Genomic DNA, 16,037 nt, shown 5'->3' with positions numbered 1-16,037 from the left:
TATTTTGAGACTTTAAAGATAACAAAAACGCACCGAAACCGATGCGCTTTCCTTATTTATTTTGTAGGATATTTTACGTTTAAAGCCTGCAATATGGAGAAGGTTTCCGCGTCCATTATTCCGTCGTAATTCTGCGGTCTGAAGTGATATTGAAATGCTTCTATTGTTTTTTTCGTAGCATCATCCCATTTCCCGCTCAGATCCAAGGCATACCCGAATTTCTGCAACTGCGTCTGAACATTAAAAATAAACGTCGGATCGTTGTATTTTGACTGGAAATCCGTAGATGTTGCCAGATCATAGAAACTTTGCTTCACGGCATCATCATACCACATTCCGATCTGGTATTCGTCGTATAATTTTTTCCATGGAAATAAAGGTCCCGGATCCTGTTTTCTTGTAGGGGCAATATCTGAATGTGCCAGAATATTGGTTGCCGGAATATTATATCTCGCCACAATATCTTTCACCAAAGCGGCTACTTTTTTCATCTGAGCATCATCAAAAGGCATGAAAGTTCTTTTTCCTGCAGCATCTGTGGTGAATCCTGAATTTACAATCTCAATTCCGATAGATGTATCATTAAGGTTTTTATCGGCTCTCCAAGCGCTTACTCCGGCGTGATACGAACGCTTATTTTCATCTACCAACTGATAAATTTCGTTATCTCCTGTATTATTTACAAGATAATGTGCACTTACCGCCTGCTGAGATAATACGGTAATGGATTTATCATCCGGTAAAGCTGTATAATGTAAGATTAAATATCGCTGTCTGAAATTCTGTGCAATTGCCGGAAAGTAAGTTTTCACCACTTTATAACCTGCGGGTTTTGCAGAAACAATAGAACCATAACTTGCGGTGTTGTCATTTTTAGTAATATCCGCAATATTGGTCGTAAAAAATTCTACTCCATGATCGGAAGTGATTTTTGGTTTTGGCTTATCATTAGCTGAAGTCTGCCCTGCTGTTTTCGGCTGTACTGAAGGGGTTCTCGGGATGTATTGTTTTTTTTTTGCATTTTGCTGAGAAGTACAGGAAAAAATCAAAGAACTTAATCCGATGATATATAATGTATTACGCATTTGTTTACTTTTTTTGTTGTTTATTACCTCAAAAATACACAAATTTTTCTTGAAAAATATTTGGTAAATAAAGAAATCTGTTCTATATTTGCACTCGCAATAAAGGAACAACGATCATTAAAAAATAAGATAAACAGGAGGGTTGCCGGAGTGGTTAACGGAGCAGTTTGCTAAACTGTCGACGCGAAAGTGTCGCAAGGGTTCGAATCCCTTACCCTCCGCTTTTCTATATATCTTTTCGGGGCGTAGCGTAGTCCGGTCATCGCGCCTGGTTTGGGACCAGGAGGTCGCAGGTTCGAATCCTGCCGCCCCGACTTTTTTTAACGCGCTTATCTACTAACTAAGCGGGAATCAACTTTATAATGGGTGCGTAGCTCAGCTGGATAGAGCATCTGCCTTCTAAGCAGACGGTCAAAGGTTCGAATCCTTTCGCGCTCACAAAAACCTCATAGCTTTTGTTATGAGGTTTTTTGTTTATATTAACTTTATATTTTTTACCCATCAATCTACATCACTCAAACTTCATACAGAACAGAAACAGGATCAGGCTCAAAAGTTGGGGGGGGAATGTTAAGTAGTTTTATCTTTGCATAATGCTAAGCGATCAAGAACTTCTTAAATTGTTACTTCCTGAATTTTTAGTTGAACACTTTGATATCCTCAAAGCAGAAACTCATGATGCAGAACTTCATCTTTATTTTGAAGAAAAAAGCAGTATTCCTCATGAATTTAAAGAAAGACAGCTGGAATCGAAGGGCTTTTTACCTGAAATCATTATAGATGATTATCCATTACGGGGTAAAATCGTAAAACTTCATGTGAAAAGAAGAAGATGGACTGATAAATCCCCTGGTGAAATCCTTCAAAGAGACTGGCAGCTGGTAGCGAAAGGAACACGCATGACAAAGGATTTAGCAGGCTTCTTAAAAAAATTAGCCGACACTAAAGCTCTTCCCCTAAAAGTCATAGCAGAATTTTTCGGGATCAAAGGCAAGACCTTTCAGAGGCAATACAAGAATAAACTCAGCGAGTATCATAGCTGGGAACAGAAACGACACGCAGAAGACTGGATCATTTACCCTGAAAATCTCTCATCATCTTTATCCTTAGATGAAGTGGCACTCTCTGACGGAGAACTCTACACGCTGCTTACCTCCAAGACTGCACGAGGCAGGAAAGGAAGCATTGTTGCTATCATAAAAGGTACCCAGAGTGATTTTGTCATCACGCATCTTTTAAAAATCAGCAGAAAACTTCGGATGAAGGTAAATGAAATTACTTTGGATATGGCGGGTTCCATGAAGCGTATTGCCCAACGCTGCTTCCCTGGTGCAACACAGGTAATTGACCGCTTTCATGTTCAGAAGCTGGCTACAGAAGCCCTTCAGGAAATCAGGATCAGACATCGTTGGGATGCTATTGAAATGGAAAATACGGTAACGCAAGGACTGGAGGAAGAAAAAAACTCAGGTACAGAAATATTTGAAAACGGTGATTCACGCAAACAGCTTTTAGCAAGAAGCTTGTATTTGCTTTATAAAAGCCGTGAAAAATGGACACTTTCCCAAAAACAAAGAGCTGCTATTCTTTTTGCTCAGTATCCCGATCTGGAGAAAGCATATCAATTGACCGATGGACTGCGAAAGATTTATAATCAGAATATTCCAAAATCATTGGCGATGACTAAACTGGCGCATTGGTTCAAAGAGGTGGAAGAAGCAGATTTTAAATCTTTTTCTACCTTAAGAAAAACAATAATGAATCATTACAGGGATATTTTAAACTATTTTCATCAAAGAAGCACCAATGCCGCTGCGGAATCCTTCAATGCCAAAATCAAAAACTTTAGATTACAGCTTCGTGGAGTAAAAGACAGAACTTTCTTTCTATTTAGATTAACTAAACTTTTTGCATAGCCCCCAACTTTTGCGATTGATCCCAGAAACATCAAATGGAAATTTAATTTCCCTTAACAAATCCGAAGCTTCTAATTCATGAAAAACAATTTTTTCACCTATTGATAAGATGTTGATTTTACTAAAAAAACATTCTCTTTTTTATTATTACTTCTAAAAATGTCATTAATAACATTCCACTCTTTTCTCTTAAACCTCTTAAGGTTTACCAGAATTGATTCAATCCGCAAGAATGATATTTCATCGATCTTCACGCAATAGTATGTCTTCTCATGAGTTTTAAAGTTCTTGTCAATACAATGAAATAAATACACCTCCTTTTCAAACGAAACTACTGATGTAATAATATCGTCATACCAATCAATTATACGTAACTTAGTAATGGTCATTTGTTTTAGTTTAGCTTTTAACTCTCACATTATGTTTTGCTCCGCAGAATTATGAATTTAGATGTTCTGAAATCCTTTGATATAAAACACAGTCCCATAAAAATGATAACCAACCTTTATCATTAAGCTTTTTTTACCATTTCCGATATAAACAACTTTATCCTGAAATATGTAAAATAAATCTTTTCAGACATTCAGTCTGCATTCATCAATTTTCATTTCTACCAATTCCTGCTGTAAATTTTCACCTATATTTTCAATTCCGTATTGATAGAAATTTTTATTGGAATGATGATCTAAACTCATGATGTCTTCTCTTTTTATTTTTGAAAAAGTTTCATACAGCTTTTGTTCAATATAAAAATTAAAAATAAATGAAATAATAAGGAAAATAAGGAATAAAAGCAAAAGTTTCTTTTTCATTTAAATTTCATCTAAAATAATGGTTACTAATAAGGTAAAGATAATAAAAAAGGACATTGAAAAATTTAATAGAAAATTATTTCAATTTTACTTTCATAATTCAAAAAAAGGTTATACATTTGCAACCACAAAAAACAAGGTAATTCTTGTTAAAAAGATGACCTCAATCGGGGCGTAGCGTAGTCCGGTCATCGCGCCTGGTTTGGGACCAGGAGGTCGCAGGTTCGAATCCTGCCGCCCCGACAATTTTAGGGTGCGTAGCTCAGCTGGATAGAGCATCTGCCTTCTAAGCAGACGGTCAAAGGTTCGAATCCTTTCGCGCTCACTTAAACCTCATAACAATGTTATGAGGTTTTTTGTTTATATTAATTTTATGTGCTACTGCTATATTCTTTTTTCTAAATCTTTAAATAAATATTATGTCGGACATTCCTGTGAAATTTTACAGGAAAGATTAAGGAAACATTTATCGGATCATAAAGGCTTTACTTCAAAAGCTAAAGACTGGATAATCGTTTATTCAGAAATTTTTAATTCTAAGAATGATGCTTATAAAAGAGAACAGGAAATAAAATCATGGAAAAGCAGTTCCAAAATTCAAAAGCTAATTGAGAGTTCAGCCACATAGAGCATCCCGATTGTTATCGGGACGGTCAAAGGTTCGAATCCTTTCGCGCTCACAGAAACCTCATAGCTTTTGTTATGAGGTTTTTTAATACATTTTTTGCAAAAAATGCATAATCCACCTATTACAATTAGCATCACACTATAAATTAATAACTATATTTTTTATTTTTTTTCAGTTCACTCTGATAGACAATAAATTAAAAGACAAATCGGATCAATCGCAAAAGTTGGGGGCTATGCAAAAAGTTTAGTTAATCTAAATAGAAAGAAAGTTCTGTCTTTTACTCCACGAAGCTGTAATCTAAAGTTTTTGATTTTGGCATTGAAGGATTCCGCAGCGGCATTGGTGCTTCTTTGATGAAAATAGTTTAAAATATCCCTGTAATGATTCATTATTGTTTTTCTTAAGGTAGAAAAAGATTTAAAATCTGCTTCTTCCACCTCTTTGAACCAATGCGCCAGTTTAGTCATCGCCAATGATTTTGGAATATTCTGATTATAAATCTTTCGCAGTCCATCGGTCAATTGATATGCTTTCTCCAGATCGGGATACTGAGCAAAAAGAATAGCAGCTCTTTGTTTTTGGGAAAGTGTCCATTTTTCACGGCTTTTATAAAGCAAATACAAGCTTCTTGCTAAAAGCTGTTTGCGTGAATCACCGTTTTCAAATATTTCTGTACCTGAGTTTTTTTCTTCCTCCAGTCCTTGCGTTACCGTATTTTCCATTTCAATAGCATCCCAACGATGTCTGATCCTGATTTCCTGAAGGGCTTCTGTAGCCAGCTTCTGAACATGAAAGCGGTCAATTACCTGTGTTGCACCAGGGAAGCAGCGTTGGGCAATACGCTTCATGGAACCCGCCATATCCAAAGTAATTTCATTTACCTTCATCCGAAGTTTTCTGCTGATTTTTAAAAGATGCGTGATGACAAAATCACTCTGGGTACCTTTTATGATAGCAACAATGCTTCCTTTCCTGCCTCGTGCAGTCTTGGAGGTAAGCAGCGTGTAGAGTTCTCCGTCAGAGAGTGCCACTTCATCTAAGGATAAAGATGATGAGAGATTTTCAGGGTAAATGATCCAGTCTTCTGCGTGTCGTTTCTGTTCCCAGCTATGATACCCGCTGAGTTTATTCTTGTATTGCCTCTGAAAGGTCTTGCCTTTGATCCCGAAAAATTCTGCTATGACTTTTAGGGGAAGAGCTTTAGTGTCGGCTAATTTTTTTAAGAAGCCTGCTAAATCCTTTGTCATGCGTGTTCCTTTCGCTACCAGCTGCCAGTCTCTTTGAAGGATTTCACCAGAGGATTTATCAGTCCATCTTCTTCTTTTCACATGAAGTTTTACGATTTTACCCCGTAATGGATAATCATCTATAATGATTTCAGGTAAAAAGCCCTTCGATTCCAGCTGTCTTTCTTTAAATTCATGAGGAATACTGCTTTTTTCTTCAAAATAAAGATGAAGTTCTGCATCATGAGTTTCTGCTTTGAGGATATCAAAGTGTTCAACTAAAAATTCAGGAAGTAACAATTTAAGAAGTTCTTGATCGCTTAGCATTATGCAAAGATAAAACTACTTAACATTCCCCCCCCAACTTTTGAGCCTGATCCGACAAATCTTTGTGAAATAAATAAAACAAATTTATGACAAAGAAACAAGTAAAACTTTATGTAGAACAAAGAATACAAAAACTTATAAAGGAAAATAATTTAAAAAAAAGACAAAAAGCAATTACTTTCTCAAGAGTTTTAAAAAATATATTGAGATTTATATAAATTTGCAAATTATTATTTCCTTCTTTTTATGAAAAAGAGGAAATAATAATTATGGAATATTGCAATGAGAAATTAAAAATAACTTACAGTTACATTATAACCTTAAACAAATAAAGTAAGTTCTGAATATAGTGAAGAATCTTAATTATTTGATTTTAGAGATTCTTCGCTGCTCTCAGAATGACAAAAGTCAAATAGTTTGACTTTTGACAACCTATTTTGACTTTACTTCAAACGATAAGAACTCCCGTCCCAAATATATGTTTTAGAAGCTTTCTTCTTCTTTTCACGGTCTTTTTCATCCTTTTCCATTTCTTCCATTTTAAAGATGAAAGCATTGGAAATTCCGCCTTTGTCATTCGGGAAGACAAATTCTTCAGAATGGTAATAAACATCGGCATCACCAACGCTCATTAACTGAGGTAAAGCTATCAGCTTTTTATTTCTAAACAAAATATATTGATCATAACTTGGAATTCCACAAGCCTCACCTGAAACAGTGGCTTTTAAAGTCAGTTCAACATTTTTCAGCTTATGATTGCTTTCCATTACAAAACTTCCGTAACTTAAACTTTCTCCCGAACCTGTTTCAAAGGAAACCTCATCAATCAGTGTATTTTCTTCCATAACTTTTACAGAAGCGTAATTTTGTTGAATGGTTCCGTTAAAATCAGGATTTTTCTTCGCTAATGTTTTAGTGAAACCGAAAAGAAAATCGTAACCATTCTTATTTCTGTATCCTACACAAAGATTTCCACCCCAAACGTAACCTTCGGAAGTTGTATCGCCTTTCTGATAAGAAATTTTAAACCAGTTCGCTCTTCTTTCGCCTAATTGAAGGATCGTTTCGTCTTTTTTGAGAATTAAAATCTGCTGATTGCTCTGCAAAGAATCCAAAATTGGAGAAGTAATATTCGGAGACTGTCTTATCCTCGTCCAGTCCGTGAATATTTTCTGTGTTTTATTTTCTTCAAAATCGAAAACTCCGTTTGCGTACACGTAATCGTCTTCCTGCGCAGAGAAAATCTGAACAACGAATACAAACAGAATGGTGAAAAAGGTTTTCATAAGATTTGGTTAAAACTGAGGTTAAGATTAAGGCTAAGATTGAGGTTTAAGCTAAGTGAAAAATGTGATTATTTATTTTTCAAGCAGCAAGCTTACCCATTCTTCTCTCTGAAGTTTTTTTGTAAGCGTTAAACCGTTTTCCTTACACACTTCAAGAATATCATCTACATCAAAGAAACACAATCCGGAAAGCAGTAATTTTCCACCTTCATTTAGTACAGAAACATACGTCGGAATGTCTGAAATTAAAATATTTCTGTTGATGTTTGCCAAAATAATATCGTAATGTTCTTTGCCTAAATTTTCTGCAGTTCCCAGCTCGATATCCAGTTCTACATTATTTCTTACTGCATTTTCTTTGGAGTTTTCCACCGACCATTCATCAATATCAATCGCTTTGGTTTCTCCGGCTCCGATCTGTTTTGCATAAATTGCCAGAACCGACGTTCCACAACCCATATCCAGAACTTTTTTACCGTTAAAATCAATATCCATCATCTGTTGGATCATCAGGTGCGTTGTCGGATGATGCCCTGTTCCGAAAGACATTTTCGGCTGAATAACAATTTCATGCATCCCCGGAACAGATTCATGGAACTCTGCTCTGATAAGCACTTTATCATCAATATTAATCGGTTCGAAGTTCTTTTCCCACTCTTCATTCCAGTTGATATTCGGCATTTCCTTAAAAGTGTATTCAATTTTTACCTCATCATTCTGAAAAAGCGGCAGAGATTTCAGCTCTTCTTCATTAAATAAATCTTTCTGAATATATCCAAAAATACCGTTGATTTCTTCCGTAAAACTGTCGAAACCTATCTCAATAAGTTCTGCCATTAATATTTCGTTCCACGGCTGAAGCGGTGTGATTTTGAAATCGAATTCTAAATAATTTTGCATGTGAATAATTTGTTGCAAAAATAAAACTACTTTTTTGATTTATTGGAATATTGCTGGTTTTGTTTTTAAAGCGATTAGTTTTGTTTTTAACGCAAAGTCCGCGAAGATTTTCTTAATAGTGTACTGCATATTCTTCGTTCGCAAAGGCGTTTCACTCAGCAAAGATGATACGTTTACTTTGTCATTCTGACGAAGGAAGAATCTATCTTTTTTATTTACTAAAACATTGCTGTTCTTGTTTTTAACACAAAGAGCGCGAAGATTTTCTTTTAAAAACTTACTGCACATTTTTAAGTTCGCTAAGGCGTTCACTTAAATAAGCACACAGAGAAATTTTTATTACATCCTAATTATTTTTAAGCTTATCCTTCAGTTTGCCTGCAAAATTCTTAATTCTTCTTAACTGCTTAAATGTTTTCTTAATGGTTTCTTTTTAAACGCAATAGGCGCAAAGGTTTCTTTGAAATTATTGAGAATATTTTTCGTTCGCAAGGGCATTTCACTCAGCGAAGGCGACACGCTTACTTTGTCATTCTGACGAAGGAAGAATCTCGATTTCTGACGGAAGAAAAATTTGTTGTTTATTGATTAGAGATTCTTCACTCTCACTTCGTTCCCGTTCAGAATGACAGATTTCCCGCAGAAAAAAAGCGAACCGAAGTCCGCTTTTACAATTGTTTTATATCTTGAGTCCGAAAAAAATCCAGAACTCAAAACTTTAAACTTTAAACCAATTATGGATTGGTAGAGAAAATAGAACCGTTTGCGATCAACGCTCTTCTGTTCATTTTTAAAATATCTCTTACCCACTCTGCAAAGTCTTCCGGCTGAAGAACTTTATCAGGATTTCCGTCTGTTAAACCTCCCTGAATCGACATATCTGAAGCAATCGTGCTCGGCGTTAAGGTAATCACACGAATATTCTGTTTTCTCCATTCTGCCATCATCGACTGAGACAGGGAAACAACTGCTGCTTTTGAGGCTGCATAAGCCGACATATTCGGTCCGCCTTTCAAACCTGCCGTAGATGCAACGTTTACAATATCCCCCTCTCCTTTTTCTTTCATGAAAGGATAAACTGCTTTTGCCGCATAATATACCCCGAAAAGATTGGTTTTAATCACCTGTTCCCAGGTTTCGGAAGGCATTTCTTCGATAGAACCGAAATCTCCGATCCCTGCGTTGTTAATTAAAATATCAACACCTCCCAATTGCTCCGCAATAGACTCGATTCCTGCTTTTACATGGATTTCATTATCAATACTGAAAACTGCGTAAGCCGATTTTACTCCCAGTTTCTGGATTTCATCGACTACCATTTTAAGGTTTTCTTCATTTCTTCCCGTGATGGCTACATTTACTCCTTCACTTGCCAAAGCTAAAGCCACAGCTTTTCCCAATCCTCTTCCGCCTCCTGTAACGATGGCATTTTTTCCGTTTATATCCATTTTTAAAGAATTTTTTATTCGTTGATGCAAATTTACGAAACATTAGCCGAGCTAAAAATCCGTATTATGATTAATTTATAAATAACCGCTTATGTTTAAAGCAAAACCGACTCCAAAATAGAGCCGGTTTCTTTGAAAGTATAGTAATAAATGAAAATTAAGGAATAATAATCTGGTTCTGAACGTCAAATTCTTCTGTGGCAGAGAACTGGTTTCCATACATATCCGTTGCTCTTACCTCAACTTTATGCTTTCCTAAAGAAAGTTTTTTCGGGAAATCTCCGGTCCAGATGTGTTTTGAAGATTCCGGATTAGAAGGTCTTCTTCCGGGGAAAATATTCTGCGTGGTGTCCCATTTGAAAACCGACATCGCAAAACTCGGATCTACGGTTTCGTCATACTGCATTTCTTCCCATTTATCGCCGTCTATTCTGTATTCTACCTTATCTTTTTTGCTTCCTATGAAGAAGTTTGCCAAAACTTTAGCAGACGTTTTTGAAGGGAAAGGAACTACTTTCGGAACATATAAATTGATCTGATAATCTTCCGGCTTTCCGGCAGTTTTGTACTTTACTTTATATTCATTATCATTAAAACTGATGAAAGAATATCCTTTTGCTGTTCCGTCTCTCATCGTAGAAGTCGGCAGTCCCAAATCATCCGAAGTTCCGGACCACCAGTCGCCGCAGGTAGTTCCTACATTGTATTCATGAAGGTCTTTGGAACCGTTCCATCCTGCTGTTTTCCCGTAAAAAAGCTGCTGCTGAATGTGAGTGTGCGCCGAAAGCAACAAAGCATTCTTAAACGGAGCAAGTTGATCAAACAATTTCTGGCGGTCTGCATTTCTGAAATTATCTTCATTTTTATGCTCCAGAGGAATATGGAAAGAAACAACGATCAGTTTATTTTTATCCACCAGTTTCAGATCGTTTTCGATAAACTGCATCTGATCTTCACGGAAACCTCCCCAATATCCTTTTCCGTCGCGCGGATCGGGATATAAAATATCATCCAAGATAATAAAATGTACATTTCCGTAATTGAAGGAATAATTTGCTGGTCCGAAATTGGATTCAAAAGTCTCATCAGAAAGCATATCTTCTTTCGCTTCGTAATTCATGTCATGATTTCCCATCACGTTATACCAAGGAAGTCCGATTTCTTTCATCACGTCTGCGTAAGGTTTTTGCAGGCTTAAATTATCTCCTACCAAATCTCCGAGACTGATTCCTAAAACCGCATTTTTCTTCGTACTTTTCACTTCGTTTACAATGGCTCTTTTAAAATAATCCAACTGTTTTTCTGTGTAAGGCTGCGGATCTCCGAAAACCAGAATATCAAAATTTTTGCTTTCATTATGTTTATTTAAGGCAAAATTAATTTCTTTCGGAAGTTCGCCTGTAGGTGCAGAACCTTTGTATTTAAAATCTGCGGGCGAACCTTTTGGCTTGTACTGATAATAATATTGAGGAAGATTATTTGCATTTAGAGGAGTCATATAGCCGGAAGGTTTGATAACAAAAATGGTCTGTCCGTCCTGAACAGGCAGACTGTATCTTCCGTTTTTATCGGTTAACACAACCTGAGCTCCGTTGGAAACCGCCACTCCTTCGATTCCTTTTTCTTTGTTTTCCTTCTTCAGGTTTTTGTTGCTGTCTTCGTACACATATCCCGAAACAGAAGCCTGTGAAAATGCCATTGCTGAAATTAAAAGACAAGGCATTAAAAATTTTATATTCATTGTAATAATATTTGAATGTAAGTTTTGGCTGAAGCCAATCTGATTATTTTTCTGAAAATCGGGCTAAAGCCCGATCCTACGGATAAGTTTATGGTTTATTCCACCACATTTTAACATTGATATTGTCTCCACCCATTGCCTGAACTGCTGCATTATAATTGGCAGTGTTCATTACTTTGGTCTGGGTAGGATACATAAATCTTACCGGCATCTGTCCGTTGTTCTGAAGCCCGCCGTTGTTCGGTAAAACCGGGAATCCTGTTCTTCTGTATTCGTACCATTGCTGATGATCTACAAAAAACAGAGAAATGTATTTCTGAAGCATAATTCTTTCGAAAGTTCCGTTGTAAGCCACATTAGCGTTGGTAAAATAATTGGAAGGAACAGTGGCTCCCCATTGTTCAATAATCGATTTTACCCCGTTTTCATAATAAGTCTGGGTATTTCCTGTAATAATTCCTTTGAAAGAAAGCTCTGCAAGAATAAACTGAACCTCAGAATACGTCATGATTAAATCTTTCAACGGCGCTTTTGCAAGATTCTGGTTAAAGTTTGAAGGCTGATAATTGAAAACACTTCCCAAAGCATATCCTGAAGGAGCGCCTTTGTAACCGATGTTCGCATTCGTTGCCAGATCTTTTGCCTGTGTGAAAAACATACTCATTCTCGGATCATTATTGTTTTTCATGGCATTCACAAAAAATTCTCCTGCGGCACGATATGCCGTAAAATCCTGTGGTCTTGCTATCGGCGGAAGATAAGGTGAAATTCCGGAAATGGTTAATAAAGCGCTGTCTGTATTGTTCTGGAAAATAGGATATGTGGTAGGATTGCTTACAATTTCCTGAATTCTTTCATGAACATTTACTTCTCCGTTTCTTTTAAGAATTCTCGTTAATAATCTTAATGATAAAGAATTACAGAACTTCTTCCAGTTAACGATTCCCGTCACATTATTATTGGCATTATAGAAAAGATCGGTTTCCGTTAATGTTTTGGTGGTATCGAATAAGCTGTTTGCTGTTTTAAGATCATTTAAAAGCTGAACATAAATATCTTTCTGGCTGTCGTATTTTGGGGTAATGATTCCCTGATCGATCTTTACGGCTTCAGAAAAAGGCACATCTCCGAAAGCATCGGTAAGATTGGAGTAGATCCACGCATTCAAAACCATGGAAATTGCCAGATAATTGTTGTTCTGCTCTTTTTTGGCAAAAGTTCTCAGGTCATTTACCTGCTTCAGCCATTTGTAAGAGGTGTTCCAGACACCGTTTCCACTTCCCTCTGTCATATAATATCTGCTGTACGTATTTCCTTCATTCGGAAAATCCAGACCGATCTGCATGATATCGAAAGTGAAATCATTGGCTCTGCTGTATCCGTAGTTTGCCATTTCGTACTGAATGGGAGCAAGAAGGCTTCCTACAGACGGATTGAGAATTTTACTGGTATCTGTGTTGATTTCTTCAAAATTTCTGTCGCAAGAATTGAAAATAAAAAGTGAAGCAACCAAAGCTATGTTGATGAATAATTTTTTCATTTTTTTAAGATTTAAAATTTAAGATTTAACTGAAATCCAACGGTTCTGGCGGTTGGAAGCTGCCCCATTTCCACTCCGGGAGTAATGGTGGCGTTATCTAAAGTGGCTACTTCGGGATCGAACATCGGGAACTTTGTCCACATCCATAGATTTTTTCCGAAAATAGCTAAGGTAAGATCCTGCAGTCCTAAAGATTTTATGGTTTCTTTCGGGAAAGAATAGGCGATTCTTGCATCTCTCAGTTTGATAAAATCTGTGCTGAATGTATTCGTTTCCACGTTGGCTCTTCTGTAGTATTCTGCATAATAAGCAGATACGGTAACCGCTTTTGTATTCGGGCTGTAAGAACCGTCCGGATTCTGCACTACTCCTTCTCCTACGATCATTCCGTTCGGATTATCTCTGCCCGGAAGTGTAGATTTCAGTTTTCCCTGTTCCGACATTTTGTGATGCGACTGCGAATACGCAACACCACCGTACTGACCGTCGAATGAGAAGCTTACGGTGAAATTTTTAATTTTAAAATCATTCTGTAGACCGGCTCTCCATTTCGGGAATGCATTTCCTACTTTTTCTATTTCTGCAGGTCTTAAAGGCAATCCTGCGTTGTCATAAACAACCTGTCCCTGACTGTTTTTTACCAGTTTGAAACCATACATATCTCCTAAAGAACCTCCTACAACGGCTTTATAAAAAACCACTCCTCCCACGGTTGAAATAATTCCGTCGAAGCCTTCCGACGTGGTAAGTACTCTGTTTTCGTTGGCAGACCAGTTGGCTCCGATCATCCAGGAGAAACTTTTGGTTTTAAAAGGTGTTGTATTTAAAGATAATTCCATACCTCTGTTTCGGATTTTTCCCGCGTTGATGATTCTTTGGGAATAACCGCTTTCATAAGGAAGAGAAACCGGAATGATCTGGTTTTCACTCATGTTCTGATACAGCGTGAAATTAAAATTCAATCTGTTTTTTAATACGCTGAAATCCATCCCCGCTTCTACGTTGGCATTTTTTTCAGGCTTAAGATTCGGATTGTTGAAGATATTTCTCGCTACCACACTTCCTGTGATGGAACTGGTATCATAATAAGTATCTAACTGGTAAGGAGAACCGTCGATTCCTACTTTTGCCCACGAAGCTCTCAGTTTCCAGTAATTAAATCGGTCGCTTTTCAGTTTGAAAATTTCTGAAAGAATGAAACTTGTACTTACGGAAGGATAAAAGAATGATCTGTTGGATTTCGGAAGTGTGGAACTCCAGTCGTTTCTTCCGGTAACATCCACAAAGAATTTATTGTCGTATCCCAATGTTACCAAACCATAGACACTGTTTACCTCTTCGTCTCCCGGTCTCGGATATTTTACATCAATTCCAAGCGCATTGGTAAGATTGTATTCTCCGGCAATTTTCAATCCGTTTGCCTGATAATCATTCATCACATACTGATTGTAACGGATGCTTCCTCCGGCTGATGCAGAAATATTGAATTTATTAAAGCTCTGTTTGTACGAAAATAAAACATCGTTGTTGTATTCGTGATTTTTAATGTACTGTTCTCTGTAGAATCCTTTTGCATAATTGGCTGAACTCCACGGACGTTTTGTTGTTCTTTTTTCGTTCAGCACTTCCAGTCCGGATCTTAACATCAGACTGAAATTTTTATTGAACTGATAATCTGCCGTAATGTTTCCGAAAATCGTTTTTTTATCCACTCCGTTCAGCATTTCGTAAGCGATGAGGTAAGGATTGTCGATAAATGTACTGAAAGGGTGAATCTGATCGATCTGAACCTGTCCCGGCTTCCAGATCGGTTGGTACCAAGCAAGATCCACGTTCGGATTCTGGAAGATCATGAAATAGGAAATCGACTGGTTATTGTATCCCGTTGCCGGAAGATTGTCACTTGATGTTTTATTGAAAGTAAATTTGGTGGATACTTTTAATTTTTTAGTTAACTGATGCGCGAATGACAAAGCAAAATTCAGTCGGTCGAAACCTGTATTCGGCATCATCCATTCGTTATTAAGATAGGTAAGCGATGTTCTGAAATTGGTTTTATCATTAGAACTCTCTACCGAAAGACTGTTGGAATACGTAGAACCTGTTCTCCAGAATCCTTTGATGTTGTCTTCATAAGCTCTCCAAAGCTGTCTTTCCTTACTCTGTCCGCCAACGGCAGGATCATACTGAAAATAATACTGTCCCGCGAATTTCGGTCCGAAAGCACTGCTCGTTCCTCCGGTACTTACGCCGTCTGCAGAAGCGCCGTAGGAATAATAGAATTGTCCTGCTGTATTTTTAGCCAAAGTTCCCTGTCCGTATTCGTACTGCCAATCCGGCCATTTCAAAACGGTATCATAACTTGAATAGGAATTGAAGGTTACCTGAATTTTTCCGTTTTTGCTTTTTCCTGATTTTGTGGTGATCATCAAAGCTCCGTTCGCAGCGCGGGATCCGTATAATGCGGCTGCAGAAGCTCCTTTCAGAACGGTTACCGATTCAATATCATCAGGATTGATGCTGTTCAGTCCGTTTCCTAAATCAATCGGAACATCCCCTCCGGAACCCGCTCCGTAAGCCGGAGTTCCGGTTCCTGTGGTGGAATTTCCCAAAGGAATTCCGTCTACAACAATTAATGCGTAATTATTATCCAATACCATCGACTTTTCGCCTCTTAAGGTAATTCTGGAACTGGCAAGCGGTCCCGCTCCTGCCGTCTGAACTTTCAGTCCGGCAACTTTTCCTTCCATAGACTGAGCCCAGTTGTTGTTCTGAGTTTCTTCAAAAGTGTCTGAATTTACTTTTTCGGCAACATATCCTAAAGATTTGTCTTGTCTCTTGATTCCCAAAGCGGTTACCACAACTTCGTCGATATTCTTAATGGTATCTCTTTTCACTTTTTGCTGAGCCGCCAGATTTACACTGACAAGTCCTAGTAATGATAAAATGAGTACTTTTTGTGTCTCTTTACGCATATCCTTTTTGTTTGCGCAAAACTAAAACGATATTATGAGTAGAATTTTAATACTATTTTAACATTTATTAAATAATTATTAAACGCCATATTAATTAAACCTTAATAACATTGCACAGCCAACTGGTTAACAAGAGGTTAAACGAATGAA

Annotated in this window: 11 protein-coding genes and 6 tRNA genes; 8 read left to right on the top strand and 9 right to left on the bottom strand. The window is 37.2% G+C overall.

The genetic code is table 11. The annotated features are described in order from the left end of the window. Positions 1-56: 56 nt before the first annotated feature. On the bottom strand, positions 57-1,085 hold the full coding sequence (locus PFY09_RS18940) for an N-acetylmuramoyl-L-alanine amidase (protein WP_271160736.1): 1,029 nt from the start codon (positions 1,083-1,085) through the stop codon (positions 57-59). A 136-nt stretch (positions 1,086-1,221) separates the two neighbouring features. Between PFY09_RS18940 and PFY09_RS18935 the strand changes: the two genes are divergently transcribed. The 4 genes from PFY09_RS18935 (at position 1,222) to PFY09_RS18915 (ending at position 3,001) form a co-directional block, all read left to right on the top strand. Beyond that, positions 1,222-1,306 (top strand) — tRNA-Ser (locus tag PFY09_RS18935). 18 nt (positions 1,307-1,324) lie between these two features. Continuing rightward, positions 1,325-1,399 (top strand) — tRNA-Pro (locus PFY09_RS18930). 50 nt (positions 1,400-1,449) lie between these two features. Next, positions 1,450-1,523, top strand: a tRNA-Arg gene (locus PFY09_RS18925). Between the two features lie 155 nt (positions 1,524-1,678). Then, positions 1,679-3,001 (top strand): ISAon1 family transposase, encoded by a 1,323-nt coding sequence (locus PFY09_RS18915; RefSeq protein WP_456298847.1) that lies wholly within the window; start codon positions 1,679-1,681, stop codon positions 2,999-3,001. A 575-nt stretch (positions 3,002-3,576) separates the two neighbouring features. On the opposite strand, the gene PFY09_RS18910 is transcribed toward PFY09_RS18915, so the two are convergent. Continuing rightward, positions 3,577-3,813: a hypothetical protein gene (locus PFY09_RS18910; RefSeq protein ID WP_271160735.1), complete on the bottom strand. Its 237-nt coding sequence runs from the start codon at positions 3,811-3,813 to the stop codon at positions 3,577-3,579. A gap of 168 nt (positions 3,814-3,981) precedes the next feature. Here PFY09_RS18910 and PFY09_RS18905 point away from each other — a divergent pair. From PFY09_RS18905 to PFY09_RS18890, 4 genes are all read left to right on the top strand, one after another. After that, positions 3,982-4,056, top strand: a tRNA-Pro gene (locus PFY09_RS18905). 8 nt (positions 4,057-4,064) lie between these two features. Then, positions 4,065-4,138, top strand: a tRNA-Arg gene (locus PFY09_RS18900). Positions 4,139-4,159: 21 nt separating this feature from the next. Continuing rightward, positions 4,160-4,441: a GIY-YIG nuclease family protein gene (locus tag PFY09_RS18895; RefSeq protein WP_333781130.1), complete on the top strand. Its 282-nt coding sequence runs from the start codon at positions 4,160-4,162 to the stop codon at positions 4,439-4,441. Continuing rightward, positions 4,424-4,493 (top strand) — tRNA-Thr (locus PFY09_RS18890). The genes PFY09_RS18895 and PFY09_RS18890 overlap by 18 nt, the downstream gene beginning before the upstream one ends. 181 nt (positions 4,494-4,674) lie before the next feature. Here PFY09_RS18890 and PFY09_RS18885 read toward each other — a convergent pair. The 7 genes from PFY09_RS18885 to PFY09_RS18850 form a co-directional block, all read right to left on the bottom strand. Next, the gene (locus PFY09_RS18885) at positions 4,675-5,997 is read right to left on the bottom strand and encodes an ISAon1 family transposase (protein WP_456298846.1); all 1,323 of its coding nucleotides are present in this window, start codon (positions 5,995-5,997) and stop codon (positions 4,675-4,677) included. Positions 5,998-6,440: 443 nt separating this feature from the next. Beyond that, positions 6,441-7,283: an SH3 domain-containing protein gene (locus PFY09_RS18875; protein ID WP_271160734.1), complete on the bottom strand. Its 843-nt coding sequence runs from the start codon at positions 7,281-7,283 to the stop codon at positions 6,441-6,443. Between the two features lie 72 nt (positions 7,284-7,355). Continuing rightward, a complete protein-coding gene (gene prmA, locus PFY09_RS18870; protein WP_271160733.1) occupies positions 7,356-8,183 on the bottom strand; it encodes a 50S ribosomal protein L11 methyltransferase in 828 nt (275 codons plus the stop codon). A gap of 734 nt (positions 8,184-8,917) precedes the next feature. Further along, the gene (locus PFY09_RS18865; protein ID WP_185209135.1) at positions 8,918-9,631 is read right to left on the bottom strand and encodes a 3-ketoacyl-ACP reductase; all 714 of its coding nucleotides are present in this window, start codon (positions 9,629-9,631) and stop codon (positions 8,918-8,920) included. Positions 9,632-9,788: 157 nt separating this feature from the next. Then, on the bottom strand, positions 9,789-11,372 hold the full coding sequence (locus tag PFY09_RS18860; RefSeq protein WP_271160732.1) for a calcineurin-like phosphoesterase C-terminal domain-containing protein: 1,584 nt from the start codon (positions 11,370-11,372) through the stop codon (positions 9,789-9,791). Positions 11,373-11,460: 88 nt separating this feature from the next. Continuing rightward, complete coding sequence (locus tag PFY09_RS18855) at positions 11,461-12,912, bottom strand: SusD/RagB family nutrient-binding outer membrane lipoprotein (RefSeq protein WP_271160731.1); 1,452 nt, start codon at positions 12,910-12,912, stop codon at positions 11,461-11,463. A gap of 11 nt (positions 12,913-12,923) precedes the next feature. Continuing rightward, positions 12,924-15,887, bottom strand: coding sequence for a SusC/RagA family TonB-linked outer membrane protein (locus tag PFY09_RS18850; protein WP_271160730.1), 2,964 nt, complete (start codon positions 15,885-15,887; stop codon positions 12,924-12,926). Between the last annotated feature and the right edge of the window lie 150 nt (positions 15,888-16,037).

The organism is Chryseobacterium gambrini (assembly GCF_027920505.1).
In the GTDB taxonomy this organism is placed as follows: Bacteria; Bacteroidota; Bacteroidia; order Flavobacteriales; family Weeksellaceae; genus Chryseobacterium; species Chryseobacterium gambrini.
This window is presented reverse-complemented; position numbering and strand designations above follow the sequence as displayed.